General features: G+C 36.8%; 21 protein-coding genes and 1 pseudogene. 8 read left to right on the top strand and 14 right to left on the bottom strand.

Features of this window, described 5'->3' with window-relative positions:
• Positions 1–14 precede the first annotated feature (14 nt).
• Positions 15–482 (bottom strand): DUF6428 family protein, encoded by a 468-nt coding sequence (locus tag DSM03_RS08360; protein ID WP_128760892.1) that lies wholly within the window; start codon positions 480–482, stop codon positions 15–17.
• A 176-nt stretch (positions 483–658) separates the two neighbouring features.
• Between DSM03_RS08360 and DSM03_RS08355 the strand changes: the two genes are divergently transcribed.
• The 3 genes from DSM03_RS08355 (at position 659) to DSM03_RS08345 (ending at position 3,691) form a co-directional block, all read left to right on the top strand.
• On the top strand, positions 659–1,129 hold the full coding sequence (locus DSM03_RS08355; protein WP_128760893.1) for a ferritin-like domain-containing protein: 471 nt from the start codon (positions 659–661) through the stop codon (positions 1,127–1,129).
• Between the two features lie 220 nt (positions 1,130–1,349).
• Positions 1,350–2,540, top strand: coding sequence for a pyridoxal phosphate-dependent aminotransferase (locus DSM03_RS08350; protein WP_128760894.1), 1,191 nt, complete (start codon positions 1,350–1,352; stop codon positions 2,538–2,540).
• A gap of 2 nt (positions 2,541–2,542) precedes the next feature.
• Complete coding sequence (locus DSM03_RS08345; protein WP_128763095.1) at positions 2,543–3,691, top strand: AEC family transporter; 1,149 nt, start codon at positions 2,543–2,545, stop codon at positions 3,689–3,691.
• Positions 3,692–3,773: 82 nt separating this feature from the next.
• On the opposite strand, the gene DSM03_RS08340 is transcribed toward DSM03_RS08345, so the two are convergent.
• Together DSM03_RS08340 and DSM03_RS08335 are read right to left on the bottom strand one after the other, a co-directional pair.
• Positions 3,774–6,236 (bottom strand): zinc-dependent metalloprotease, encoded by a 2,463-nt coding sequence (locus tag DSM03_RS08340; RefSeq protein WP_128763094.1) that lies wholly within the window; start codon positions 6,234–6,236, stop codon positions 3,774–3,776.
• A 140-nt stretch (positions 6,237–6,376) separates the two neighbouring features.
• Positions 6,377–7,345: an aldo/keto reductase gene (locus DSM03_RS08335; protein WP_128763093.1), complete on the bottom strand. Its 969-nt coding sequence runs from the start codon at positions 7,343–7,345 to the stop codon at positions 6,377–6,379.
• 147 nt (positions 7,346–7,492) lie between these two features.
• Here DSM03_RS08335 and DSM03_RS19035 point away from each other — a divergent pair, with 147 nt between their 5' ends.
• The gene (locus DSM03_RS19035; RefSeq protein WP_164918219.1) at positions 7,493–7,630 is read left to right on the top strand and encodes a hypothetical protein; all 138 of its coding nucleotides are present in this window, start codon (positions 7,493–7,495) and stop codon (positions 7,628–7,630) included.
• Positions 7,631–7,647: 17 nt separating this feature from the next.
• Here DSM03_RS19035 and DSM03_RS08330 read toward each other — a convergent pair whose 3' ends face one another.
• The 4 genes from DSM03_RS08330 to DSM03_RS08315 are packed head-to-tail and all read right to left on the bottom strand — an operon-like array spanning position 7,648 to position 11,192.
• Entirely contained in the window at positions 7,648–8,505 is an 858-nt protein-coding gene (locus DSM03_RS08330) for a 5-oxoprolinase subunit C family protein (RefSeq protein WP_128760898.1), read from the bottom strand.
• Positions 8,498–9,226 carry a 5-oxoprolinase subunit PxpB gene (gene pxpB / locus DSM03_RS08325; RefSeq protein WP_128763092.1) on the bottom strand — a complete coding sequence of 243 codons (729 nt, stop codon included), beginning with the start codon at positions 9,224–9,226 and terminating at the stop codon, positions 8,498–8,500. Before pxpB ends, DSM03_RS08330 begins: the two co-directional genes overlap by 8 nt.
• Complete coding sequence (gene pxpA, locus DSM03_RS08320) at positions 9,217–9,972, bottom strand: 5-oxoprolinase subunit PxpA (RefSeq protein ID WP_128760900.1); 756 nt, start codon at positions 9,970–9,972, stop codon at positions 9,217–9,219. Before pxpA ends, pxpB begins: the two co-directional genes overlap by 10 nt.
• A complete protein-coding gene (locus DSM03_RS08315) occupies positions 9,969–11,192 on the bottom strand; it encodes an Nramp family divalent metal transporter (protein WP_128760901.1) in 1,224 nt (407 codons plus the stop codon). The genes pxpA and DSM03_RS08315 overlap by 4 nt, the downstream gene beginning before the upstream one ends.
• 158 nt (positions 11,193–11,350) lie before the next feature.
• Between DSM03_RS08315 and DSM03_RS08310 the strand changes: the two genes are divergently transcribed.
• The 3 genes from DSM03_RS08310 (at position 11,351) to DSM03_RS08300 (ending at position 13,514) form a co-directional block, all read left to right on the top strand.
• Positions 11,351–12,094 carry a hypothetical protein gene (locus DSM03_RS08310; protein ID WP_128760902.1) on the top strand — a complete coding sequence of 248 codons (744 nt, stop codon included), beginning with the start codon at positions 11,351–11,353 and terminating at the stop codon, positions 12,092–12,094.
• A gap of 66 nt (positions 12,095–12,160) precedes the next feature.
• Positions 12,161–12,985, top strand: a complete 825-nt coding sequence (locus DSM03_RS08305; protein ID WP_128763091.1) for a hypothetical protein — start codon at positions 12,161–12,163, stop codon at positions 12,983–12,985.
• A 142-nt stretch (positions 12,986–13,127) separates the two neighbouring features.
• Positions 13,128–13,514: a hypothetical protein gene (locus DSM03_RS08300; RefSeq protein WP_128763090.1), complete on the top strand. Its 387-nt coding sequence runs from the start codon at positions 13,128–13,130 to the stop codon at positions 13,512–13,514.
• Positions 13,515–13,627: 113 nt separating this feature from the next.
• On the opposite strand, the gene DSM03_RS08295 is transcribed toward DSM03_RS08300, so the two are convergent.
• The 5 genes and pseudogenes from DSM03_RS08295 to DSM03_RS08275 all read right to left on the bottom strand — a co-directional run bounded on the left by DSM03_RS08295 (position 13,628) and on the right by DSM03_RS08275 (position 21,218).
• Entirely contained in the window at positions 13,628–16,495 is a 2,868-nt protein-coding gene (locus tag DSM03_RS08295) for a M16 family metallopeptidase (RefSeq protein ID WP_128763089.1), read from the bottom strand.
• 173 nt (positions 16,496–16,668) lie between these two features.
• A pseudogene (locus tag DSM03_RS08290) lies at positions 16,669–16,880 on the bottom strand (magnesium chelatase subunit ChlI family protein); the annotation flags it as partial.
• A gap of 170 nt (positions 16,881–17,050) precedes the next feature.
• On the bottom strand, positions 17,051–17,731 hold the full coding sequence (locus DSM03_RS08285) for a hypothetical protein (RefSeq protein WP_128760906.1): 681 nt from the start codon (positions 17,729–17,731) through the stop codon (positions 17,051–17,053).
• A 129-nt stretch (positions 17,732–17,860) separates the two neighbouring features.
• Positions 17,861–19,399 (bottom strand): YifB family Mg chelatase-like AAA ATPase, encoded by a 1,539-nt coding sequence (locus DSM03_RS08280; protein WP_128760907.1) that lies wholly within the window; start codon positions 19,397–19,399, stop codon positions 17,861–17,863.
• 91 nt (positions 19,400–19,490) lie between these two features.
• The gene (locus DSM03_RS08275; protein ID WP_161567074.1) at positions 19,491–21,218 is read right to left on the bottom strand and encodes an FAD/NAD(P)-binding protein; all 1,728 of its coding nucleotides are present in this window, start codon (positions 21,216–21,218) and stop codon (positions 19,491–19,493) included.
• A 204-nt stretch (positions 21,219–21,422) separates the two neighbouring features.
• Between DSM03_RS08275 and DSM03_RS08270 the strand changes: the two genes are divergently transcribed.
• The gene (locus DSM03_RS08270; protein WP_128760909.1) at positions 21,423–22,229 is read left to right on the top strand and encodes an MIP/aquaporin family protein; all 807 of its coding nucleotides are present in this window, start codon (positions 21,423–21,425) and stop codon (positions 22,227–22,229) included.
• Here the strand turns inward: DSM03_RS08270 and DSM03_RS08265 are convergent.
• Both DSM03_RS08265 and DSM03_RS08260 read right to left on the bottom strand, forming a co-directional pair.
• Entirely contained in the window at positions 22,226–24,016 is a 1,791-nt protein-coding gene (locus tag DSM03_RS08265; protein ID WP_236638832.1) for an alpha-amylase family glycosyl hydrolase, read from the bottom strand. The genes DSM03_RS08270 and DSM03_RS08265 overlap by 4 nt on opposite strands.
• 88 nt (positions 24,017–24,104) lie before the next feature.
• Positions 24,105–25,916: an alpha-amylase family glycosyl hydrolase gene (locus DSM03_RS08260; RefSeq protein WP_262707731.1), complete on the bottom strand. Its 1,812-nt coding sequence runs from the start codon at positions 25,914–25,916 to the stop codon at positions 24,105–24,107.
• Positions 25,917–26,159 lie beyond the last annotated feature (243 nt).

Below are 26,159 nucleotides of genomic sequence, written 5' to 3'. Positions count from 1 at the left end.
ATCGTGACAAGTTTTTAGCAGCAACCATTCCCCGGAATGCAAGGATCTGAAGCTGCATCCATTAAAGGTGTTGTTTGTTTACGATTAACTTTTTGTTTTTCATTAGTTTTAGACTCATCTAGCACTGGTAGAAGTTTAAAATACGTTTCTGACCCTTCAAGTTTATATAAAGTTGTGCTTTCAGCTTCGTAAGCAATTAAGACCGTTAACTTTTCAACATCAAATGATTGTTCAGCCAGCTTTAAAAGCTCTAAGAGTTTCTCCGGATGCAATCTGTGGTTAAAAGTTCCAAAAGGTTTTAGCTGTAGAACTAGATAGCTCTGCTTTTGAAATTTTCCATTTAAATCAATACTATTAGTGATCTGCTCCCCTATTTCTGTTATAGTAAAATGATTGGGAACTAATTTTCCGTTAGGCAATTCAAAACCTATTTTATAGGACTTACTTAGTAGCTTTTTAAATTCAGAAAAAGTGATAGACATAAAGTTTTATTAGAAATGAGCATATCGTTTCTCCTAAATTAGAAACTAACTCTGCTACTGGTGTTAAGTTATTGCAAAAAGATTCAAAGGTTAAATAAATATCTGTTTGGATAACTACCTTTACTATACCTAATTTAAAAGGTTTCGATTAAATTACATTTCATTAAAGTAAAGCCATGAACGTTGATAAGCAAAAACACCATGAAGAGCTCGTAAATACTCTTCAAAAATTACTCGTAAAAAATTATGACGCCGAGAAAGGTTTTATAAAAGCAATGCAAGAAATAAATCACACTGAACTCAAAGGTTTTATGCAACGCCAGGCCGCTAAGCGCAATCAATTTGCAAATGAACTCGACAAAGAATTACACGCCATTAATGCTAGTCCTGAAAATGAAGGCAGCATTGCCGCTAATCTTCATAGGTTCTGGATTGATGTAAAGAGTATTGTGAGTAAAGATGATATTTCTTCCGTTTTAGAGGAATGTCTAAGAGGTGAAAAAATAAGTGCTGAAGAATATGAGAACGCTTTAAAAGATTTTGAATTCTCTACGCACCTGCGTACACTAATAAATAATCAACTTTCTAAAATCTATAGAACTATTGAAGATTTGCAGCAACTAGAAGATATTTCTAAATTGCAATAACCTTATTTTAAAATATAATACCAAAGCCTCTGACGATTGATTTTCAATTATTAGAGGTTTTTTTATTTTTTTAAACACCCTAAACACATTATTAATTATTCAATAATTACTTAGCATATTTTTTAAATAAACATTTAAAAGGTTGTTTTTTACGGATTTAATACAATAATCATAATTTCATTTTCATAAATTTAAAGGAATCCAAAATAAATTGTGAATTATGAACACTTCTCAAAATCCTAGAAGAGATTGGTTAAAGAAAATGGCGTTTTCTGTTGGCGCAATTGCCGTTGCCCCTACTGCTTTATGGGCATCAACTGTAGAACAAGCACAACGAAATAATCAAAAATTCTTATATAAAAACACTGTATTTGATGAGTTTACACCGCCTAAATTCCCAGATCTGAGCACGGTTAAAGCTCGTTTAGTATGGAATGAGAATCCGTACGGTCCTTCTAAACTTGCTGCAAAAGCATTTCAGGAAGGGGTTTGGGATGGCAATCACTATTCATGGTCTTCTTTAGGGAGCTTAGTGCAAAAAATTGCAGATAAAGAAGGGGTTACTCCAGATCATATTATGATGGGGCCTGGTTCTTCTGATCTTTTAGAAAAAACAGCATTGGTATTATTTCAAGATGGCGGAAATGTGATCAGTGCAGATCCTAGCTATATGTCGCTGGTAAGCGTGGCAAAAGCTGCAGGAGGTTCCTGGAAAGCTATCAAATTAACTGCAGATTATCAGCACGACCTTGATGCAATGGAAGCTGCAATTGACGAGGATACTAAGTTGGTTTACATCACGAACCCTAACAACCCTACTGCTACCTTAACTGATACCGAAAAACTGAAAGATTTTTGTAGAAGAGTTTCTGATAAAGTCCCTGTTTTCGTCGATGAAGCCTATCTGGAATTAGCTCCAGAAGGTTTAGACGCTAGTATGGCTCCATTAGTTGCTGAAGGGAAAGATGTTTTTGTGACACGTACCTTTTCTAAGATTCACGGTATGGCAGGCCTTAGAATGGGGTACATGCTAGGTAAAAAAGAGTCACTTGAAGCTATAAATGAAATTACGCGTGGCGGTATGGGTATTACGGGACCTACCATTGATGCAGCTTCTGCCAGTATGGATGATTCTGAATATTTGACCATGTGTAAAGAAAAAATCAAAGAAGCAAGAGAGCATACTACTGCGTATTTAGACTCAAAAGGCTTTGACTATATGCCTTCTTCAACAAACTTTATCATCTTTCCAATAGATATGGAAGGTGATGTATTTTTAGAAAAAATATATGATAAAAGCGTTGTCGTGAGAGCTTTTAAATTTTGGGATCAAAACTGGTGTCGTGTAAGTATGGGTACTATGGAAGAAATGAAATATTTTACGGATGCTATAGACGATATACTGGTTTAATTATGGATGTCAATGTACAAAAGACATTGCTTTTCTTACTTTTTATAGGTTTAGGTTTACTTCTAAAATTAAAAATTAAGGAGAAAAAAGAACTAGCCGGTATCAAGATGATTATTTTAAATCTGGCACTTCCGGCTACAATCTTTATAGCACTGCTTTCGGTAAATGTAGAGGTATCTCTACTTGTTCTACCCGGTATAGCATTAGTACTCAATTTTTTTTTATTTCTTGTCACCCCTTTTCTTTTTCCATTTATTGGAATAAAAAAAGACAGTCCTAATTACAGAACTGCACAAATGCTTATCCCCTCTTTAGCACCGGGGTTGAGTTGTTTTCCTTTTATATTGGAGTATCTGGGCGAAGGCTTTCTTGCTAAAGCAGCAATGGCAGATCTTGGGAATAAACTATTTGTGCTTTTAATATTGTATTTGGTGGCGATGAATTGGCATTATAAAACCCAGAACATCACAAATAGATCTACCGGAGCAAAATTTAAAAGCCTTTGTATGGCAATGGTCTCTGAGCCTGTAAATCTTTTTATAGCTGCTGCGCTAATCCTTTTGTTTTTAGGAATAAATATGAACAGTATTCCCTTTTTATTCAGTGAGAGTTTAAGCAGATTGAGTTTATTAATGACTCCGCTTGTTTTGTTATTTATTGGACTTTCAGTAAACATCAAAAAACGTCAATTTGCTGAAATTATTTCTTTACTTCTTGTAAGAGCTGGTATCGTAGTTTTTTTAGCTATAGGATTAATAGTATTTGCAGATATAGGTATAGCTGAAGATAGATTGCTGCTTTTGGCTTTTGGATTGAGCGCTTGTAGCTTTTGGCCATTTGCACATATAGCTGCAGTTGACGCTCAGGAAAAGCGGGTTTTGAATAGCAGAAAAACATTCAATCAGAATTTTGCGATTAATATTCTGGCATTGTCGTTTCCGCTTTCTGTTGTTTTGATTTTAGGAATTTTATCTGCCGGAAATCAGATAGCAGACCTCTATACCTTGGTTATCTTAGCTTTAGGGCTTTTAGGATGCGGACTCATATACCCCCTATTTACAAAATTCAATCAAAAAAAGAATACCGAAGAGCTTCCTAATGTAACGGAAGCTGAGCAGCTATATAACCTTAAAAGAGTTTCTGAAAATTAATTTTAAAGATGCTATGCTAAATCTTTTGAAAACAAAAAGACCGGCAAATTGCCGGTCTTTTAATATTGATAGTTAAATCCAATTATCTCGGATCTAAAATAAGATCTATACGCTCTCTCAAATCTTGTAAATGATAACGACTTAAGCTATCACCTGTGCGGCTAATAGCACGAGTTACTAAACTTCTTAACGTATTTAACTCTGCACGAGAAACTGCTCTAATATCAGACTGACTCACATTTACACGAGTTGCGTTGCTACGGCCCTCTTGCTCTTTAGTCAATAAGTACTCCAGACGTTCTACATAAGCACGTTGTAAATTACGACGATACGTATCTATTTTTTTACCACTACGTAATTCACTAAAAATACCACTTCTTAGATCATTCATCATTTCAGTTAGCGTATATGCAGATTTTCCGTTTAAGGTTTCATTTTCAATCATACGCCCCATTCTTCCAAAATCTAGAACATTGTTCAATGTACGCTCCTGTACGCTTCTAACGCGCTCAAGATTTCCGTCACTTTCAATTCGATTTAAAATTTGGGTATCTACCATCCACTCTGGTGTTGTAAAAAGTTGGTTTTGTAAAAACTCCATACTTTCTTTCTGTCGTTCTTTTGGTACTGGTATGTAAACTACACCTTCTTGATCGTAGGTTTTGTTATACTCATAAACACCACCTATATTATTACTCACATGTCCCATATAGCGGTTAAACTGAGCTAAAACCTGACCATAAAGTGTTTCTAAATCATCATAATTTTTACCATCTTCAGCGGTCCACTTTATCAAATTAGGAACAATACGTTTTAAGTTCTCAATACCATAATTACTGGCTTTAACAGCATCATCACCAAGATCTTCAGTCTGAGAGCTTGGGTCAACTATATCCCACTGCTGTGCTCCAAAACGATACATAGGGTCACCGGCATGTTCTAAAATCCACTGATCCAGGATGGGTTTTTCTTCCATTCCTTTTTTATCAAGGATAGGTCTATAACCCCAGTTGATAGCATATTTATCATAAATACCAATGTTAGGCATCATAGAAACGCCCTCATCACCCGGTTGTGCGATGTAGTTAAAGCGTGCATAATCCATAATTGAAGGCGCTGTCCCATATTTTTCTGTAAAACTTTTAGAACGCAATGAATCTACAGGATAAGCAACACTGCTACCCATATTGTGAGGTAAACCGAGTGTATGTCCTACTTCGTGAGAAGAAACAAAACGAATTAAACGTCCCATAATCTCATCTTTAAAGGCCACACCGCGTGCTTCAGGATTAATTGCTGCGGTTTGAACGAAATACCAGTTACGCAAAAGCGTCATAACATTGTGATACCAGTTGATATCAGATTCTAAGATCTCACCACTACGAGGGTCACTTACGTGTGGTCCATTTGCATTAGGGATAGGTGATGCTAAGTAACGTACTGTAGAAAAACGAACATCCTCCGGAGACCATTCTGGATCTTCTGCTACAGAAGGAGCCTCTTTTGCAATTATCGCATTTTTAAATCCGGCTGCTTCAAAAGCTACCTGCCAGTCTTCGATCCCTTGCTTAATAAATGGAATCCACTTTTTTGGAGTTGCACGGTCTATGTAATAAACGATCTGCTTCTTAGGTTCTACCAGTTCACCAGCTTTAAATTTAGCCTCGTCTTCTGGTTTTACTTCTAACCTCCAGCGGTCTAAGTAACGCACTGTTTTACTTTCTTGAGCATCAAGACCATAATCTACCTGACCACGTGCAAACCAACCTACCCTCTTATCAAAATAACGACGCTCCATAGGTTTTTTAGGTAATAACACCATACTGTTACTCATTTCTACAGTAATAGAACCTACACTTTCATTACTTGGAGGGTTACCAGCATTGTATGTTTTTACGTGCCGTGCTTCAATATTTAAAGGATAACTTTTTAGACTTTCAATATAGCCTCTTCCTTTATCTACATTACGCACTTTATATTCTTCCCGATAATAGCTAGGAATGCCCATTGCCTGAACATCATCGGTATATAAATCATTAACCTGAATTACCGTACTCGTTGAATCTTTTCCTACTGTTTTTACATCAAAAGAAAAAAGTACCGGTTCAAAATTAGAATTGTTTACAGCCTCATGAATAGGTAATGAATCTGCAGCAAAAATCTGATGAGAGACAACACGCAATAAAACCTTCTTGTCGCGTTTTTCCCAACGTAGAACCTGAGTATTTGCTTTTCCTCCACCAAAACCTAAGCCTGATGCGGTCTTAGCAATACGGCTTACCATGAGCATCTCACGAGTAAATAGGCTATCTGGTATCTCGTAGAAGTAATCTTCATCTACTTTGTGAATAGTAAAAAGACCAGAATCTGAGACAGCTTCTTTGGTTATGACTTTATCGTAAGGCTTTAAGTCATCTTTTTTGTCTTTTTTTTCTTCGGAAGTTGCTGCGGTACCGTTCTTTTTATTTTGTTTAGTACTGGCGCATGAAACAACCGTAAGCATTGCAAACGTAAAAGCTGCAATAGGGTAAAGTTTTAATTTCATTTTTTTATATTAGAGTTGCGCCAATTTAAGACTCAGCAAAAAGAAACGCTGTTAAGAAATTCTTAACAGCGTTTCTTAAATTTAATAAAATGTAATTTTTAACAGTTTTATACGCTTAAAATAAATTTTCTACAATCTTTTTAGCGACCAACGGTATTTTTTTCACGACTTACTTTCTCTAAAATCTGTAAGTCTTCAGCATCAAAATTCAATTTTAGAGCTTCATCAAATGCTTTTAATTGAGATTCTTTAGTAGCGCTTACAATGGGTGCGGAGATTCCGGGTTGAGCCATGGTCCACGCAATACTTACGCCAGCTTGAGAGCAATTGTATTTATCTGAAAGTGTTTTTAAAGCTTTTAAAACAGCTGTTCCTTCATCATTAAAATATTTCTTTATAAAACGCTCTCGCTCTTTTCCCGAAGCATCAGCTGTATCAGTATATTTACCGGTAAGGAAACCACTTGCCAGAGTGAAATAACTAATTACCCCAAGATTATTTTCAATACAAAAGCGCTGATATTCCCCCTCAAAATGAGAACGCTCCAGTAAATTATATTCTGGTTGAATAACTTCATATCGTGGCAGGTTTTCATCTTCAGAAATCTGTAAAGCTTCTCGTAAAACTGCCAACGGAAAATTAGAAGCGCCCAATTCACGAACTTTACCAGAGTTGATCAGCGAGTTATAGGTTTTTAAGGTTTCGAGTTGTGGCGTACTGTCATCATATTTATGACTAAAATACAGATCGATATAATCTGTTTGTAAACGCTGTAAACTTAAATCTATTTGCTCATTGATATACGCATTAGAAAGGTCTGGACTTCCCTTTCCCATAGGGCTTCCTACTTTAGTTGCAACAATAACTTTATCGCGGTTTTTCCGTTCTTTCATCCACTCGCCTAGTATGGCTTCACTCTCTCCTCCTTCGTTTCCTTCAGCCCAATAAGAATACACATTGGCAGAATCAATAAAGTTTAAACCACGCTCTACTAATGCATCTAATAAATAAAAAGACGTTTTTTTATCTGCCGTCCACCCAAATACGTTGCCACCAAAAACTATCGGCGGTACGTATAAAGATGAATTTCCCAATTGTTTCAATTCCATAATTTCATATTTGAATTTTAAAATTACGAAATGCCTATAACTGCCTACATAAGGCTTATATAAAGTATTGTTAATCTGTATAAAACATAGCAACCACTAATAGAATGATATTATATTAGCGGATTACTTAACTAATTAATAGACATTATGAAAAATATAATCAGAGCTTTAATCGCCGGTTATGGTGCAAAGAAAATTGGTGGTGGAAGATGCGGTTGTATTGGTACAATTGTAGTTTTTGCAATACTTTACTGGTTATTGGGATACGTTTTTAAGGTTTTCTAAAATTTAAACCTAAAACTTTAGTCAAGTTCACTAAGGTGAAAATTAACCCGATCTCCCGGTTTCTTTTGAGCAAGTTTGCAAATTCCCATTTCTGAAATTTGAAGCACACGCGGATAACCACCAGTAACTTGACAATCTCTCAACAATGCGATAAGATTCCCGTTTGGTGTGAGCTGTACCGTTCCCGGTATCACCGGCCCGGTTAGAATACCTTTAAGATCGTTTTTAAATAATTCCCTAAATGGAATTGCCATCCGGTTTCCTTCTGGAGTTAATGTGAAATTATCAGTAAAGAGTTTTTTCTGAAGTTTTTGAGGTAATAACTCAAATTCAGGTCCTTTAAAAACGGGTATAGTATTGCTGAATAATTCTTGATCCTCAAAATTAACTCGAGCGCTCGCAATAGCTAAATTCCCAAGGGAATCTATTTCTAATTCATCACCATTAACAAGTCGTGAAGCAGAAGTTATGGTGGGGTATTGACTTCGACTTTCTAAAACTACCTCAGTCTTGACACCTCCCTGCACAGCAAAATAGCAACGCAATCCTTTTTTTAAGCCGCCAAAACGTAAAACAGAACCAGAATTAACCTGAAATGCTTTAGCATTTGTTATGGGCTCCTCATCTAAATACATGTCAAAGATGGCTCCACAGACCGCTATTTGTGTTTTAGATTGAAATTTCAATGTTGGGCCAGTCATCGTTATCTCTAGAACAGCAGCATCTGATTCATTATTAAGAAGTAAGTTTGCTTTTTTTGCTGAAAAACTATCCATAACACCACTCTTGGGCACACCATATTGAGCAGCATGCAACCTCCCTAAATCTTGAATCGTAGTGTAAAAACCAGCTTTTATGAGTTCAATTTTAGGCATGAGATTCTGGTTTTAATTCAAATATTCCATCCTCTATTTTCTGTTTAATTTTAGCGTATTCCTGTTTGGAAACTGAATAAAATTGAATTTGATCGCCAGCTTTAAATGGACACGGATTTTCAGTGTGTGCATTGAATAATTCCACAGGGCAATTTCCTATAATTTGCCATCCCGCCGGACTGCTATTCGGGTAAATTCCTGTTTGATTTTCGGCGATTCCCACAGCACCTTTTAACACCGATTTTCTAGGCTCATTTTTACGTGAAATCTTAAGCCGTTCATTCATCCCACCCAGATATAAAAATCCTGGTAAAAAGCCCATAAAATAAAGTGTATAAATAGGCTGTGTATGCAAGTGTATTATTTCTGATATAGTTAATGAATTTCTTCGCGCAAGTTCATCTAAATCCAACCCAAATTCAACATCATAACAAACCGGCAGTCTGTAAAGCTTGCCTTTAAAATCTTCAGAACTAATCCCTGTAAAGTCATAGCTTTTTAAAGCTCTAAAATCATTATAAATATTTTCTATTGAATAGTTGTAAATTATTAATAATGAATTATATGTGTTCACCACTTGAACTTTTGATTTAACTATTTGTTGCTGTAAAATTTGTTTTACGCTCAACAACCAGTTTAAGTTTTCTGGCGTTATATTGAAGTCCCACTGCAATAAAATCGCCTTTTCCCCCAGTCTGTTTATGCTTGGTTTTATTTGCAAATTACTGTTTGTATTTTCAGGTTATTTTTCTCTAATTGTTGCTTTAAATAACACGCAAGAGTTACCGCTTTTGGAGTATCTCCATGAACACAAATTGTATCGATTTTTGTACTCAAAACAGTCCCAGAAACGGTATGAATTTCATTCCTTTTCACCATGTTTAAAACGTGCTTAAAAAGCTTTTTTTCATCTTTGATTAACGCGTGGGGTTTGGCTCTAGAAACAAGGCTTCCGTCTGCTTCATAATTCCGATCTGCGAATGCTTCAAAGAGCAGTTTGATTTTTCCCTGAGCCCGTTGAGATAGTATAGAATTAAATGGCACATAAACCGGTGTATCAGGATAAAAACGAGCTATAAAATCAATAAAAAATTCAGCATAAACTGCGTGACTGGCACACAAATTATAAAGAGCACCGTGTGCTTTTATGTGATGCATCTCGATTTTATGAGTTTGACAAGCTTTCTTAACGCGATCTATTTGTTCTTTTAAAGAGCTTTCAAGTTGATAAAAAGGTATTTTGAGTTCAACACGTCCAAAATTAGCTCGATCAGGAAAAGAAGGGTGGGCTCCTACTCCAACAGCATTGCACTTAGCCAGCTTGACAACTTTATCAATTGTTGCTTCGTCCCCAGCATGACCTCCACAAGCGAGGTTACACGAACTGATAAACGGCATTAAATCTGCTTCGTTACCTATACCTTCTCCTAAATCACAATTGACATCTATTGTCGTCCTTATACTCATATCAATCCAAATACATTTAGAATTGCTCTTCCACCCAAAATAACAGTTACTACTAAAATAAAAATACTGATTGTATTTTTTAATTTAGAATTTCGATAAGATCCCAGTAGTTCACTTCTGTTTGCCAACCAGATCAGAATACCGGCGATTACGGGAAGTAAAATTCCGTTAGCAACTTGAGCAAACTGTATGACCTCAACAGGTTTGATTCCAAAAGCTGCCAGACCAACTCCCAAAATCAAAATGATCATCCAGGTCATTCTAAAATAAGTAGACTTTAAACCTTCACCCAATTTGAGACATCCCTGAGCCACATAAGCTGCCGCCAAAGGTGCTGTTATTGCAGAGGTTATACCGGCTGCAAATAAGCCTAAACCTATGCAATACCTTGCCGCACTCCCATATAAAGGCTCCAGGCTCTGCGCGAGACCCGTTGCTCCGGTAACGGCAGAACCGTTTAAAGCTGAAGCTGCTACAATGACACACATAGAGACCAAACCACCCAAAATAACGGCGACAATGGTATCACGTCTTGCTGCTGGTAAATCCTTTTTATTTTTCCATTTTTGATTAACGAGAGATGCATGCAAAAACAAGTTATAAGGCACTACAGTAGTCCCTACTAAAGCCACGATCATCAAAATACTTCCGTCAGGAAATGAAGGAATCAAGCTTCCTTTTAATAATGCTAAAAGATCAGGTTTTGTCAGGATGGCGGTTACCACAAAAGACACACTCATCAAGATGACCATAATCAGAAAGACTTTTTCTAAAACTTTATAATTTCCTATAAATAATAACACAAACGCTATAGCCCCTATCAATAAACTATACCAATTGATCGAAAATGAACCCATGTTAAGAACACCATTATTTCCAAGGGCTTGTAAGCCTAAAACCCCACCGCTGATGTTTCCGCCCTCATAAGCGGCATTTCCTATAACAATCGCTGCTAATACCAATCCTAAAATAAACTTGCGTAAAATCCCATCAGGTAATTGCGCTCTTAAAACTTGAGAAAGCCCTTTTTGCGTCACCAGACCTATACGAGCAGATGTTTCTTGCAAAACTACTGTCGCGATAATAGAAAGTGTCATCGCCCACAAAAGCGCAAAACCAAACTGAATCCCCGCTAGGGTACAAACGGTTACAGTCCCAGGACCTATAAATGCCGCGGCAACTAATGCCCCCGGACCTATATTTTTTAAAGGATTTCGCATATAAAGGCTTAAGCTCTTAAATATAAAAATTATGAAGCTACAGGACTAATGATAAGGCTATAAAAGGTTTTACAATAATTGAAAAACCTTGCATTTTAGATATAACTTACTCAATTTTAAATCCTTAATTTAGAAAGGAAAAGTAAAAACATGCGCTAATGAAAGATCAAAAGTCACAAACGCTAAGTGAATCGCTCAACCTCAATTACGCTTCAGATAATGGAGTTTGGTTACACCAGGGTAAAACGCTGCGTAAAATTGTGGGTACAGCGGGGATGCTGCTTCCTGTTTTATTATTAGCAAGCTCTCTAACGGTATTTGAAATGACCGGACCGTTAGAATCTATAAGTCATTATTATTACACACGCGCTGCTACTCTATTTACGGTGACTGTTAGTCTTATAGGTATTTTTCTAATTGTTTACAGCGGTGAAGAACCGGTTGATTTTTGGGTTTCTAATATCGCAGGGGTTGCTGCATTGTGTGTTGCATTTTTCCCTACTAATAATCTTGCAGAGTTGTGTTGCGATGCAGCAATGCCTTATGCAGTCACATATTTTGACGAATCACAAGAAGGTTGGAGATCGACTTTTCATTATGTAGCCGCAGCTGTATTTTTAGTTTCATTGGCTTTTATGTCGCTCTTTTTGTTTGTAAAATCAAAGATCCCAAAAGGGAAACGCTGCGAAGAGAAAGTACGTCGCAATAAAGTCTACCGCATCTGCGGAATCGTTATGATCGTTGCGCTTGTTGTTATTATTTTAGGATTGACTGACATTATATCTCCGGAAACTTACAACCGATTAAAACTTACATTCTGGATGGAAGCATTAGCGGTTGAAGCTTTTGGTTTCAGTTGGCTGGTAAAAGGAGAAGCCATTATGGGAGATAAACCGAATTAACAATTATTAAGAATAATTATTGTCGATTAAGAATTACTTTTCGAGCTAGAAATATAAAATAGTTTGATGAAGAATAGCCCTTTACTTTGGTCACTTTTAGTTATAATTTTATTTATAAGTTGCGATACTTCTGACGATTCAGAAGAAATTTCTGTACCTGAAAATCCTGCACTAGTTGTACAAATTAAAACCAATACTGCTACTCCTTTTATTGATTATATATTAGAAGTAGAGATTACAACGTCAAATCCTATTCAAGAAATTGAGGTAACTGATGATGGCAATGTATCCAATTCAGCAAAATCATCAGGAGAACCCAATGGTTTAGGAACTTCGGTTAAGCTTTATTTTAGCTATACAACATTAGGAACGCGCAATCTTGATTTTTTGGTCACAGATATTTACGGCCAGGTTGTACCCTTTAGTGAAACCATTACTGTTACTCGTGGAAACGCCGTACGCATTTTGTCTGCTGAAGTGATCTCGTTCTACAGAATGAATGAGACCTGGGATCCGGAGTTTACAGATACAGATATAAATAGGCTCGCAGATGTTGGGATTGCACTTCACAGATCAAAACTTAACGATCGTTTTGGCGGCACAGAGTATTCAAATTACAGATGGTTTACATCAGACTCCTACCCGAATCAATCTAATCTCTTTTTTGATTTTAGTGAAGAAGAACTTTATATAGATTTAAATAAACAAATTAGGGTAGGTATTGGAGACGATGATGGCGGAAATATGGGACAATCTTTATTCCCTGACTTTCCTGATTATAGAATTCTAGACCTAAAAGAATATAATATGATTCGCCCTAGTGAAATCATTCTAAAAGATGAATCTGTAAATTTTGAAATCAAATTTCGGGTTGAATGGCCTCAAAATTAAAGGGTAATGAAGAACAGTATTTAGATCTTATAAAATAATTATTTTTTCTAAAGTCCCTTAGACACAACCTTTAACCTTATAAGGCATCTTTAATGAAACGCAAAAGATGAATCTAAAATTGTCAATAATCGCTTTACTATTTATGTTCATAGGATGCGATGTGGAAAATGAAACTCAAAATGAGTCTGAAGAGCTAATAAATGGTATCTGGCAAAACACAGAAGCTTTTATAAGTTCAGGTGGACCTCAATATTGGATTGAGATAGAAGATGGAGAAGAAATTCAATTTCTATCAAATGGCACCTTTTCTTCTAATCGTTATACAGAATGTACTCGGGGAACTTTTTCAATAGAAGATTCTACATTGACTTTAAAATATGTTTGTCCTGATTTTGAGCCTACAGCAGCAAATGAAGATGGATTAATAACTTATTCTATAGCATATGAATCAAAAACTTTTTTACTTACTCCTACTAGCGGTCCCATTTGTACCGAGGGCTGTAGTTATAAATATCAAAAGGTAAAATAATAAAAGTCTACAATCATCAAAGTCTTAGTATTATCTATACATATGCAGTAAATAAGAAACCCCAAAGATTCTTGCGAAGCTTTGGGGTTTCAAATGAATTATTTTGGAGATAATTACTTCTTAATTTCTTCAAGCGTTACTTCGTTTCCTTCTTTATCTAAAAGCATCACTTCATCAAAGCCCATATCTTTAAATTGCTGATACTGCGTTGCTGCATCACCCACAACCAGATAAGCCATTTTAGACTCATCAAGATATTTGTTAGCCAATTCTTTGTGCTGCTCTAAAGTCATATTATTGATTGTAGCTTCTTCTTCAGCGATGTAATTAGGGTCAAGATCGTAAGCACTACGTTCCTGAAGCATTCCCAATAATGAACCTTGTGTTTCAAAGCGTCTTGCATTTGATTTGATTAACGCATTCTTAGTAAATGCCAGATCCTCTTCAGAAATCCCTGCTTTATAGTTAGCTATTTCATCTTTAAAGATAGAAACAGATTCACCGGTCGTATTGGTTCTTACACTTGAAGAAGCAGTAAACGTACCTGGGATTTTTGTTCCGCTAAACCCGGAACGGGCACCGTAGGTATATCCTTTTTCTTCACGTAGAATCAGATTCACATTACCGCTAAAGGAACCTCCTAATTTATAATTCATTACTTCGGCAGGATAGAAATCTTTATCTGTGCGAGGCATCGCTATATAACCAATATTAATAACAGATTGTTTTGCGTTAGGAACATCTACAAAATATAAAGATGCTTTATCACGATCATTCTTAATAGGGAACTCAGGAATTGTAACTTTTTTGGCTTCCCAGTTTTCTTTCAATCCGTCTAAAGCAGCTAGCGCCTGACTTTCTGAAATATCTCCTACTATATGGAAACGGCTCACAGATGGTGAAATATACTTGTTATAGTAGTTTTTTAAATCTTGAATAGTAATCGCTTCGACAGACTCAACTGTACCTGAAGTAGGTTGTGCAAGCGGATGATTCTCCCCATACAGCATTTTATTATAAACGCGGTTTGCAATCACATTAGGGTTTGCGTCAGAACGTTTGATCCCATTGATGGTGCTGGTTTTGATACGTGCAAATTCTTTTTCATCCCAGCGTGGTTCTAATAAGATCTCCTGTACCAGTGCCATTGTTGCATCAAAATTACGAGCAAGGGTATTTCCTCTTAAAACTATAGATTCATCTGTTGTGTACATGTTAATACTTGCTCCAAGACGATCTATCGCTTCTTCAAGCTCAAGCGGTGTTTTTGTCGCTGTACCTTCCATCATAATGTCGCTCATTAGATTTGCAACACCATTTTTACTAAGGTCATCTAATAAATGTCCCCCATCTATTACCAAACTAAAGTTTACCAAGGGCAGCTCATCCTGAACAATACCATAAACTTCCATCTCATTGGGTAAGTTAGCTGTCCAGGAATCCGGAATGTTCAGTTTTGGAGTTTCACCCATTTTAGGAGCTACAGAACGATCAAATTTAGAAGGTGTTTTTTCGATCTCTACATCAGCATCTACAACCTCTGTTTCAACATTTTCTGTGATTTCCTCTTCTACAACTTCTGCTTTTTCAGAATTTTCAGCTATTAATTCCACTTGACCTTTAGGTACAAAACTGGTTAGTATAAAAGGTTTTCCTTTAATATACTTATCATAAACGCGCATTACATCTTCAGCGGTAATTGCTTTAATATTCTCGATATCTTTCTCAATAAAACCAGGGTCACCGGTAAATACATCATATTGTGCCAGTTGGAAAGATTTACCTAAAACGCTACTTATTCCGTTATAAAAATCGGTTTCTAAACCTGCTTTTATACGTTCAATATCTGATTCTTTTACACCTTCTTCTTCAAAAAGTGCAAATGCTTTAGTAATACCGGTTTCTACACTGTCTAAATCCACACCAGAATTTGCAGTAACCGAAATTCTAAATTTTCCGGCGATCTGGTCAGAACCATTCCACGCATAAGGCTGTGAGGCCAATTCCATATCTTCAACCAGAACGCGATATAGCGGTGCATTTTTTCCATCAGAAAGAATCTCACCTAAAAAATCTAATGCATACGCATCGTCTGTATACTGCTCCACGGTAGGCCAAACCATATTGAGTTGAGGCGCTGTAGCAAAATTATCTTCATGATACAGGCGCTTGGTTTCATCAAGCGTTACATTCATAACATCTAAAGGAGTAACCTCTTGACGCTTTTTAATTTCACCAAAATACTTCTCTACAAGTTCTTTAGCTTTTCCTTCTTCAAAGTCTCCGGCAATAACCAGAGTAGCGTTATTAGGACCATAAAATTTATCATAAAACTCCTTGACATCTGCTACGGTCGCATTCTGAAGGTCTTCAAGTTCACCAATTACCTGCCAGCTGTATGGGTGCCCATCAGGAAATAAATTCTTGTCAATTACCCAACTGGTATGCCCGTAAGGATTGTTATCTACTCGCTGACGTTTTTCATTCTGAACTACTTCTTGCTGATTAGCAAAAGCAGATTCTGTAACTGTATTGATTAAGAAACCCATACGATCTGATTCTAACCAAAGAACAGTCTCAAGTGCATTATTAGGTACAACTTCGTAATAAACAGTACCATCTTGCCAGGTACCGCCATTTAGAGTACCACCTACATCCTGAATGGTCTTAAAGAATTGATCTTGCGGAACATTTTCAGATTCCTGAAAAAGCATATGCTCAAATAAGTGAGCAAATCCGGTACGCCCTTTTTTCTCACGGTTAGATCCTACACCATACTGAATAGCTACAGAAACAATAGGGTCACTCTTGTCTTGATGAAGTACTACATTTAAGCCGTTCTCAAGTTCATACTTTTCATAGTCGATAGATAGCTTTGCATCTGCGACATCCTTATCGGTTTCTTTATCTTCACAAGAAACCAGGGTTGCCACAAACAACGACAGCATTAGCGCCAGCGGAGTCCATTTTGTTTTGATCATTGATCTTAATTTTTGATTAATAAATGTTGAATACGTTCCTAAAACTTTTAGAAAAGACGCATTTAAAGTTTAAAAGTTACAAAAGTATTAGGTTTTATTTAACGATTTTTGAATTTTGATGCACATTCATCAAAAAAAATTATTAACCACAAGCAACCATCACGATCTAAGCTTCAATCTTGAATTGCTTCGGTAATGTGGTGTGATTCTATTTGAGATGAAGTTTCCAGATCTGCTATTGTTTTGGATACTTTTAAAATACGATCATACACTCTTGCGGAAAGATTAAGTTTTCCATAGCGCTTTTCAATAGCTCTTTAGAACCAGAGTCTAACGCACAATAGTTTCTGATTTGTTTTACGCTCATTGGTGCATTATTTTCAATGTGGGGTCTAGTTCTTCCTTATTATAGGGATGATAACTGAGTTTTAAAATTAGTTTCAACGCAATGAAAAAATATAATTGAGTGTCTTACAACCTACAATACCAGGTTACAAAAAAAGTGAAAAGTACCTGTCTAATTAAAACAAAAGCAATCTAGTAGTAATTCGATATTTATTGATTAGAATTTTCAATTCTAATTTTCTCTAATTCCTCTTGGGTAAGAACGCGAAATGAAAACTTATAACCTTCATAAATAGCAATACCATAAAAAAGCAAATCAATAGGACTAAACGTTTCTGACATCAATTCTGGAAGATAAGTGTAATCTAAATATAACATTGTTTCCAGAAGGCTGATATCCTGAGCATTTGCAATCACCCCCATAATACTAAAGATATTTCCTAAAACAACTGAAACAAAAGCAATCGCTCCTCCCCAAAAACCAAAGATCTGACTTACACCTTTACCAACTAATCTAATAGTGTAACCAACCCCTGCTCCGATAGCAACAGCCATATAGCCTATTTGAAAATCTGTAGCTACCGTGATCATCCCCCATAAAATAGCACCTATTAAGCCCGCTATTGCACCGCATATGACCGCCGGAATTAAATTCTCCTGACTTTTTATATAATCTAAATCTTCTTCAGAAAGTTTTTCTATTACCTGACTTAGCTCTAAACCTTCTGTTTCGTGAGCAACAATTTTTACTGAAGGATCTTCTTTAAAATCTATACACGTACTTTCAAAAGAGGCTTTTTGACTGGTGATTCCGCAAAGTAAACCTTCTTTCAAATTCATTTCGCGATTGGTACATTTTTTACAAAAAGCCAGTTGAGCATCTCGATTCATTGTTATGATTTTTAAGAATATTTAACAATAATGGCGAAAATCGTTAACAATATCAAAAAAACGTTTAGCAATAATTTCAGGAATTCTAATCCATTAAGATTAACAACTTGTAAACAAGTGATTTATATTTCACCCCAACCAACCATCACGATCCAGACTTCGATATTGAATCGCTTCGGTAATGTGGTGTGATTCAATATCAGATGTAGCTTCCAGATCTGCTATTGTTCTGGATACTTTTAAAATACGATCATACGCTCTTGCGGAAAGGTTCAGTTTTTCCATAGCGTTTTTCAATAGCTCTTTAGAACCAGAATCTAATGCACAATGCTTTCTTATTTGTTTTACGCTCATTTGTGCATTATAATGAATGTTTTCGCTTTCTCGAAAACGTTCTGTTTGCAATTTTCGGGCTTCGGTAACGCGTTTGCGTATTGCAATGCTGCTTTCTGCTTTGTGTTCATCAGACAATTTATCAAACGGAACAGGTGTAACTTCTATGTGAATGTCTATACGATCTAATAACGGACCGGAAACTTTACTCAGATAGCGTTGCATTTCTGCGGGAGTACTGGTCACGGGAGCACCGGGATCATTAAAATAGCCTCCGGGACTGGGATTCATACTGGCGACCAGCATAAAACTACTGGGATAGGTCACTGTAAATTTGGCTCTTGAAATGGTTACTTCCCGGTCTTCCAAAGGCTGGCGCATTACTTCGAGCACGGTACGCTTAAATTCGGGCAACTCGTCTAAAAACAATACGCCATTATGAGCCAGTGAGATTTCTCCCGGCTGTGGATAGGCACCGCCGCCAACTAACGCGACGTCAGAGATGGTGTGATGTGGACTGCGAAATGGCCGTTGTGCCATTAATCCCACATGTTCGCGCATTCTACCCGAAACGCTGTGTATCTTAGTAGTTTCTAAGGCTTCTCTTAAGGTCATTGGCGGTAGTATAGACGGCAGGCGCTTTGCTAGCATGGTTTTTCCTGCACCAGGTGGACCTATTAATATGATATTATGACCACCAGCAGCGGCAATTTCCATACAGCGTTTGATAGATTCCTGACCCTTTACATCGGCAAAATCAAACTCCGGATGCTCTAAGGCATTGAAAAATTCAGTTCGCGTATCTACAATCGTACGCTCGAGTTCCGCATCATTATCAAAGTGATCAATGACTTGTGCAATACTATCAATCGCGTAAACCTCCAGATCTTTTACAATAGCGGCTTCTCGAGCATTCTGACTAGGTAATAGAAATTTTTTAAAACCTTCTTGCTGAGCTTTTATTGCTATGGGCAAAGCGCCCCGAATAGGCTGCAGACTCCCATCTAGAGAGAGTTCGCCCATAATGATATACTCATCCAGATTCTCAGCCTTAATTTGTCCGCTGGCTGCTAGAATTCCAATTGCAAGGGTGAGATCATAAGCACTTCCCTCCTTGCGTAAATCTGCAGGAGCCATATTGAGTGTAATTTTCTTTCCGGGAATTTTAAATCCGTTGTTTTGAAGTGCAGCGGCAATACGGTAATTGCTTTCCCGAATCGCATTATCAGGCAATCCTACAAGATGATAACCAATGCCTTTGTCAATATTAACTTCGATAGTAATCGTAGATGCTTCAACGCCAAAAACCGCTGAGCCATAAACCTTTGTAAGCATAATTTCTAAGTTGGAATTTTAAAGAAACAATATTATTTCCATTTTATAAAAAATTATACCGCTCATTTTTAGAGGATTACAAAATTTTAAATTATAAACGTTCAATTAGAGAATCTGCCCATTTATGAGCTGGTTTTCCGAAGCATTCTATCAAATCATCAACTCCTATAATGCTTCCTTTAGCCAGACGGCCTAAAAGAGAAATATGCTGATGACTATTTCCGTTTTTGCTAATAATGCTTCCATCTTCAAGGGTGTGCAACCCCAGTTTATAACTCACGGGGTCAACGCGATTATCTTCAAGCAAATTTTGAATCAACGGACTTGAAACAGCAACGAGTTGAGGGGCATCGATCACTGAGTTTACCATAACCTGAGCGATGATAGATTGGTTGTTCTTCTCTAATTTCCATCCGTTTTCTACAGGTGTAATTGTCGGGTTGTTTACAAAATCGAGATTGAGAACACCGGCTTCTACCAATGCAATTAACTGTTGTAAACTCTTCACGGGCGGTCCATAAGAGTAGCGTTTACTCGCCTCTATATAGTTTACAACATCAACCATTGCCTCATCTGGTAAATTTAAATACGTATAATCGTGGTATAAAATTCCTAAAGCAAACCGCCAGACTTGTCCTAAACAGTAATCAAGACTAATAGCGGTCTTACCAAAAGCCATTTTCAGTAAATGCTCCATGGCTTCCAGTGCCGGTAAATCATGCTCTAAAATAAGTTCGTGAGCCGTATCTGCATCTTTGATCAACTGTACAGTGAGTTGTGATAATTCTTGAAAAGAAAGCTTATGTTTTCTACTATGCGCAGACATTCTTATATAAACTGAAGCCGTCATGTCTGCAAGTGCTTCGATTAAAAAGGAGGCATCTTTTATAGATGCTGCACGTTGCTCGGCTTTTTCAATAGCACGTATAAAAGATTGCTTTTCTTGAGCATTCGGTTTAAACCAATTATCTATAGTTGCACTTACAGGTTTTGGTGCAGGTGGCAACCCATTTAAGGAGAAAGCTATTAATTGTTTAGGGGCTTTCTCAGAAGGAATATACTGCCACTTAATAGAGTTTTCTTTTTTTATAAAATAACCGCCAAAACCAATACTCAATGCTCTTACCTGATCAACCATAGATAATCCAAAACCACGCAAAGCGACAGTTGTTTCAGCAGAAATTGAATCGGTTTCTAAGGCTCCTACAGGGTAAGGATCTTCATATAGTTTTAGATTATTTTCTTCAGCATGATCACCCCAGGTTTTCAATTGTTTTGAATCATAGGTAGGCTGGTGACCAATGGTTAAAACAGCTTCATCCACTTCAATCTGCTGCTCATCCTTAGTATAAACAATACACCCGGTTTCTGATGGTTCAATTTTAATTACCTCTTTCTGATAAAAATCGACCAAATCAGAACCTACTAAAGCTTCTCTAAACGTATTAAATCGCTCATTCAAATAACTACCAAGTTTTGCTCTTGCAGGAAAAACATCTTTTTCAGAATAATCATCATCAGTATTGGTTAACCATTTTTTATAACTGGGGAACTCCGGAATAAAAACATCATCAAAATACAAAGCCTCTCTTCCTGCTAAATTATTAGACAAATTGCGCTCGTGAACATTAGATAAATTGGTTCTTACTTGATTAGGTGTCCAGATCTGTCCAGCCCCGGGATATGCAGAAGCTTCAAATAAAACAACTTTCAACTTTTTACTTGAATTAGAGTTTTTCTTTGCGAGATAAAGACTCTCAAGAGCGGCTAGACCTCTCGGACCCACGCCTACGATTGCAATTTTATAAAGTTTTGACAAAGTATAGATTCAGATGTTTTTTATTGGGTAAATACGTTTTGTAAAGGTACAATTCACAGCGATCTCAGCCGCTAAACCCTGGATTCAAACCTATTAAGATTATCATAAAACTAAGCTTTTAGAATAACAACATTTAATTAATAAATTAAAGAGTGTTAATTTTAGTTAGGTTTAATATCTTAGCTCGTTTAGAATAAACTTTTTATGATTAAAAAGCGCGAGTTTTTAGGTGAGCTATTGGGTACGTTTGTAATGGTACTTTTTGGTATTGGTTCTGTAGCGGTGACTATTTTATTTGATGGATATCAAAGTATATTACAAATTGCACTTGCCTGGGGAATTGCTGTAACGCTGGCTATTTACCTCACCCGGCATCTTTCTAATGCGCATCTCAATCCGGCTGTAACAGTCGCTATGATTGCAAGTAAGCGGATGCCTGTCGGAAAATTAGTTCCTTATATTTTAGCACAATTCTTAGGTGCATTTTGTGCCGGGCTTTTACTCTATCTCCTCTTTAATCCATCCATTGTTGCTTTTGAAAGTACAAACGAAATTCTACGCGGAACTCCTGAAAGTGTAGCTACGGCAAAAATGTTTGGTGAATTCTACACACAGGCCGGTAGTACTGCTGTTGTGAGTTTACCCCTGGCCATTTTTGCAGAAGGTTTTGGTACTTTTTTACTGTTGCTGTTCATTTTTGGTTTTACCGAAGGAAGCAATGTAGGCAGGCCGCATCACACAATGGCACCTGTTTTTATAGGTATTACAGTTTCAATTATCATTTGTTTACTTGCACCCTTAACGCAATGCGGAATTAATCCTGCACGAGATTTTGGTCCCAGATTAGTCGCCTGGATGATGGGCTGGGGAAGCGCTGCTTTTCCCGATCAAGTAGGCGGATTTTTCTGGGTTTATATTCTCGCACCTACTGTTGGTGGCGTGATTGCTGGGCTATTTTTCACTAAAATCGTAGAACCGGCAATGCACGATAAAGCAAGCCAACAGCTTTAGTTTAATTTATAAACAAAAGATTCTAGAGGTTTTATATCCACACGAATTGTTCCCAAACCATTCTCTACTTTCAAGCTGCCGGTTTGTTTTTTATAAAGTTGATCCAGTACATCATAATCGCCATCAACGAATCCCCAGATTTCAATAATGTGCTGTGGAACCTGCAATTCAAATCCAAATGTATCGTAAGCATCAAAATTAGTAACCACTATTAATTTATCTGTTTCAGACCAGCGTACAAAAGAGTGCACCCGATCATTATACCATTCTGTATTTTGCCTGTTATGCCAATGAATATCTGCATAGTCTCCCATCACAGCAGAATTTTCTAGACTAAAATTCAAGAGACGCTTGTAAAAATCACGCAAGTTTAGTTCGTCATCTGTAGACGTTCCGCCATCAAATTTTTTATTATTTACCCATCTCGCAACTGAAGGAACACTACCATAATCAAAAATCGAAGTCCGCGTAGGGTCGCCAAAACCCAGATCTTCTTCAGCCGGTTCTCCCAATTCCTGACCAAAATAGATCATCACCGGTGATTTACTGATCAAAGCCAAAACTACCATCGCTGGTTTTCCTTTTTCTGCAGTACCTGCAAAATCAGGACTCGCAATACGCTGCTCATCATGATTCTCTAAAAAGTGCAACATATTGATCTCTATGTCTCGCTGATGTTCAATAATTGGAGCAAAATGATCGGTACTCCCATGACCTTGCATCACGTGTTTTATAGTATCGTATAATTCAACTTTATCGTAGAGATAATCCATCTTTCCTTTAAAAATATAATCTCTATATAATGACGGATTGTAAACTTCAGCCATCAAAAACGCATCTGGATTTTTCATTTTTATTGCTGAATTCATATAACTCCAGAATTCAACAGGAACCATTTCTGCCATATCAAAACGGAAACCATCTACACCCTTTTTAATCCAGAATAAGGCGATATCCTTAAATTGTATCCAGGAAGCAGGAACTTCTTTGTCTTTCCAGAAATTGGCATGCTGCTCAAAATCCCAGTGCCCGCTGTCTGCAGGTAACTCATCAAAATCTTTATGACCATCAGGACTAATCCCGTAATTGATTTTTACCGTCTCATACCAATCGTTCTGATCCGGTTGAGCAGCACGGCTACCGTTGCCTGTCCATTTTGCTGGCGATTCATTTAATTTTCCATCTGCTAGTGGATTCTCTTCACCGCCTAGAGGTTGATACCCATTTTGCCATTGTGGAACTTTAAAATCCTCACCAGGAATGTAATAAAAGTTATTGTCCTTTACATAGGCAACCTTATCGTCATCTTTAGTACCAAAAGCAAAACTACCTTTTGGAGTATTCAGACTTTCATACTTTCTCGCAACGTGATTGGGTACAATATCGATGATTACTTTCAATCCGTTTTTGTGAGTGCGTTTGATTAAAGCTTCAAATTCTTGCAGGCGTTTTGCAGGATTTACAGCCATATCAGGATCTACCTGATAATAATCTTTAACTGCATAAGGCGATCCTGCACGACCTTTTACCACGTCAGGGTCATCATTAGAAATACCAAATTCTGTATAATCTGTGATAACTGCGTGATGGGGTACCCCGGTATACCACACATATGTAACTCCGAGATCTTTTATTGATTTTAAGGCTTTAGCCGTGAAGTCGTTAAACTTACCCACCCCATTTTCTTCTAGCGTTGCCCAGGGTTTATTTGTTGTATTGGTATTTCCGAATAGGCGTGTAAATACATGATAAACAACTTCTTTTTTTGATGTGTTTTCAGTTTTCATAGTTGGTATTGGTTCTTCGCTTGTTTGATTTTTACAAGCCGTTAAACTAAGCGTTAATACGGTATAAAAAAGTACTTGTTTTACCATATTAGGTTAGTTCTATAATATATGGAGTTCTGGCAGGTACAGACAATTTTATTGATAAATCTAATACTTGGTTTGACAAAATCTCATTTCCTGCTTTACTTCCGTTTAAACCTTCTGCAAATTTTTGTAATGCTAGTATTTTTTTTGTCTTCGCGTTATTTATAATTACCATAACCCGTTTTTCTTCCTTTAGATACCTAAAATAAACATACACATTATCAACAGGAACAAAATGTAAAAATTTACCATAATGTACTACTGGTTTATCTTTCCGCCAATTTAAAAGTTTTTTAGTGAAAGCATGAAAACGTTCTTGGTAGGCATTGCGGCCATTTTTAGCTGTTGAAGGCAAAAATGCATTTTGCTTATGCTGCTTCCAACCTCCGGGAAATTCGTGTCGTATGTCGCCATCTCCATTATTCTTGTCGCCTTGCATCCCGATCTCGCTACCGTAATATAACTGTGGAATTCCCCTAGTGGTGCAAATAACAGTCAATGCCAGTTTATAAGCATTGAGATCACCACCACTTTGCGTATTAAAACGCTGTGTATCGTGGTTTTCTATAAAACGCATCAAATTATGCGGACTGGGATAAAAAAAGTCATTTACAAAAGTCTCGTATAAACTCTCTAAGCCTTTTACTTTTTTATGTTTTATATAAAAAATATCCTGAAGTGCGTTGTGTAACGGAAAATCTGTGAGACATGGTAATTGAGAATTATACTTTGCCATTTGGCCTATTTTACTGTCTTTTTGCCAATAAGCAAGCTGAGCTGAATTATGCAGCCATACTTCACCTGCAATGTTGAGGTTAGGGTATTCCGATTTAATGGCCAGCAGCCATTTTACAGCCGCTTCTTTGTCGTTATAGGTGAAGGTATCCACGCGAACTCCGTCTAAACCTACTTCTTCTATCCACCAGATCGCATTCTGAATGAGGTAATTTAAAACTAAAGGATTTTGCTGATTGAGATCTGGCATTGTAGATACAAACCAGCCTTTTTCATGCTGTTCCTTATCAAATACCGATGCATTCATATCAATAAGCGTTGTCGTTTTGTGAGTTGTATTAGTGAAATGCTCCCATTGGTTTAGCCAACCATCATTAGGCATATCTTTAATAAGCCAGTGCTCACTACCCCAATGATTGATAACATAATCTATTACTAATTTCATATTTCGCCCGTGAAGCTCATGAGAAAGTCTTTTATAATCTTCTAAAGTACCCAGACGTGCGTCTATTTTATAAACATCTGTTTGTGCATATCCGTGATACGAACCAGTGGCACTATTATTTTCGCACAAAGGTGTACACCACAACGTAGTAATTCCTAAATCTTTTAAATAATCGAGATTATTAATTATCCCCAGAATATCTCCACCGTGTCTTCCATTAAGATCGTACGGATTAGCTTTTTCAGAAAGTTGCTTAACTGAATTGATCAACGGATTTGCATGAGCAAAACGGTCTGGCATCAAAAGGTAAAAAACATCAGAACTATCAAAACTTATTCTGTTTGCTGAATCTTCAACTCTTGATTTAAACGCATAGAAAATTGTAAATTCTGGAAAATTCTCTTTTTGAAATTTAAAAAAATACATTCCTGCTTGAACTTCTGAGGTATCAAGAGTCACAAAAAGATAATTGGAATTTTGAGTCTTCTCGACCTGTAGTATATTCAGATCAGATGAACAGGTAATATTATATTCTGAAATACGGTCGCCATAAAAAAGCAGTTGAAGCTTTTTTATGTACATACCAGCCCACCAGTGCGGGGGCTCAACTCTTTTTAAGACATGACTAGCTTTCAAATGCTTCAGGTTATTGATAACAAACGTTCTCAAGATACATCAACATTTGCGTTTAGCAAATTAAAACGATTAAATCAAGTTATTTGTAAAACGGGTGTTTTTCCCCTTTATAACATAGAAGTTTATAAGTAATTTTATCTTGTATTAATCAATGATTGATACCGTTTAATTTCTAATTATTAGGGGAATTATATTTTAAACGTATTAATGATTTAGGGGTGAAAGGCACTCTGCGTGAGCAGG

Source organism: Leeuwenhoekiella aestuarii (assembly GCF_004104055.1).
Lineage (GTDB): Bacteria > Bacteroidota > Bacteroidia > Flavobacteriales > Flavobacteriaceae > Leeuwenhoekiella > Leeuwenhoekiella aestuarii.
The sequence above is the reverse complement of the archived record's forward strand: the minus strand, read 5'-3'. Positions and strand labels throughout refer to the sequence as shown.

Excerpts from the sequence above, each read along its gene's own strand:
- DSM03_RS08300 (WP_128763090.1), top strand. The coding sequence starts at position 13,128 with ATGTTCATAGGATGCGATGTGGAAAATGAAACTCAAAATGAGTCTGAA.
- DSM03_RS19035 (WP_164918219.1), top strand. The coding sequence starts at position 7,493 with ATGAAAAATATAATCAGAGCTTTAATCGCCGGTTATGGTGCAAAGAAA.
- DSM03_RS08285 (WP_128760906.1), bottom strand. The coding sequence starts at position 17,731 with ATGAATCGAGATGCTCAACTGGCTTTTTGTAAAAAATGTACCAATCGC.
- DSM03_RS08340 (WP_128763094.1), bottom strand. The coding sequence starts at position 6,236 with ATGAAATTAAAACTTTACCCTATTGCAGCTTTTACGTTTGCAATGCTT.
- DSM03_RS08345 (WP_128763095.1), top strand. The coding sequence starts at position 2,543 with ATGGATGTCAATGTACAAAAGACATTGCTTTTCTTACTTTTTATAGGT.
- DSM03_RS08295 (WP_128763089.1), bottom strand. The coding sequence starts at position 16,495 with ATGATCAAAACAAAATGGACTCCGCTGGCGCTAATGCTGTCGTTGTTT.
- DSM03_RS08330 (WP_128760898.1), bottom strand. The coding sequence starts at position 8,505 with ATGCCTAAAATTGAACTCATAAAAGCTGGTTTTTACACTACGATTCAA.
- DSM03_RS08265 (WP_236638832.1), bottom strand. The coding sequence starts at position 24,016 with ATGAAAACTGAAAACACATCAAAAAAAGAAGTTGTTTATCATGTATTT.
- DSM03_RS08315 (WP_128760901.1), bottom strand. The coding sequence starts at position 11,192 with ATGCGAAATCCTTTAAAAAATATAGGTCCGGGGGCATTAGTTGCCGCG.
- DSM03_RS08280 (WP_128760907.1), bottom strand. The coding sequence starts at position 19,399 with ATGCTTACAAAGGTTTATGGCTCAGCGGTTTTTGGCGTTGAAGCATCT.
- DSM03_RS08310 (WP_128760902.1), top strand. The coding sequence starts at position 11,351 with ATGAAAGATCAAAAGTCACAAACGCTAAGTGAATCGCTCAACCTCAAT.
- DSM03_RS08350 (WP_128760894.1), top strand. The coding sequence starts at position 1,350 with ATGAACACTTCTCAAAATCCTAGAAGAGATTGGTTAAAGAAAATGGCG.
- DSM03_RS08355 (WP_128760893.1), top strand. The coding sequence starts at position 659 with ATGAACGTTGATAAGCAAAAACACCATGAAGAGCTCGTAAATACTCTT.
- DSM03_RS08270 (WP_128760909.1), top strand. The coding sequence starts at position 21,423 with ATGATTAAAAAGCGCGAGTTTTTAGGTGAGCTATTGGGTACGTTTGTA.
- pxpA (WP_128760900.1), bottom strand. The coding sequence starts at position 9,972 with ATGAGTATAAGGACGACAATAGATGTCAATTGTGATTTAGGAGAAGGT.
- DSM03_RS08305 (WP_128763091.1), top strand. The coding sequence starts at position 12,161 with ATGAAGAATAGCCCTTTACTTTGGTCACTTTTAGTTATAATTTTATTT.
- DSM03_RS08335 (WP_128763093.1), bottom strand. The coding sequence starts at position 7,345 with ATGGAATTGAAACAATTGGGAAATTCATCTTTATACGTACCGCCGATA.
- DSM03_RS08360 (WP_128760892.1), bottom strand. The coding sequence starts at position 482 with ATGTCTATCACTTTTTCTGAATTTAAAAAGCTACTAAGTAAGTCCTAT.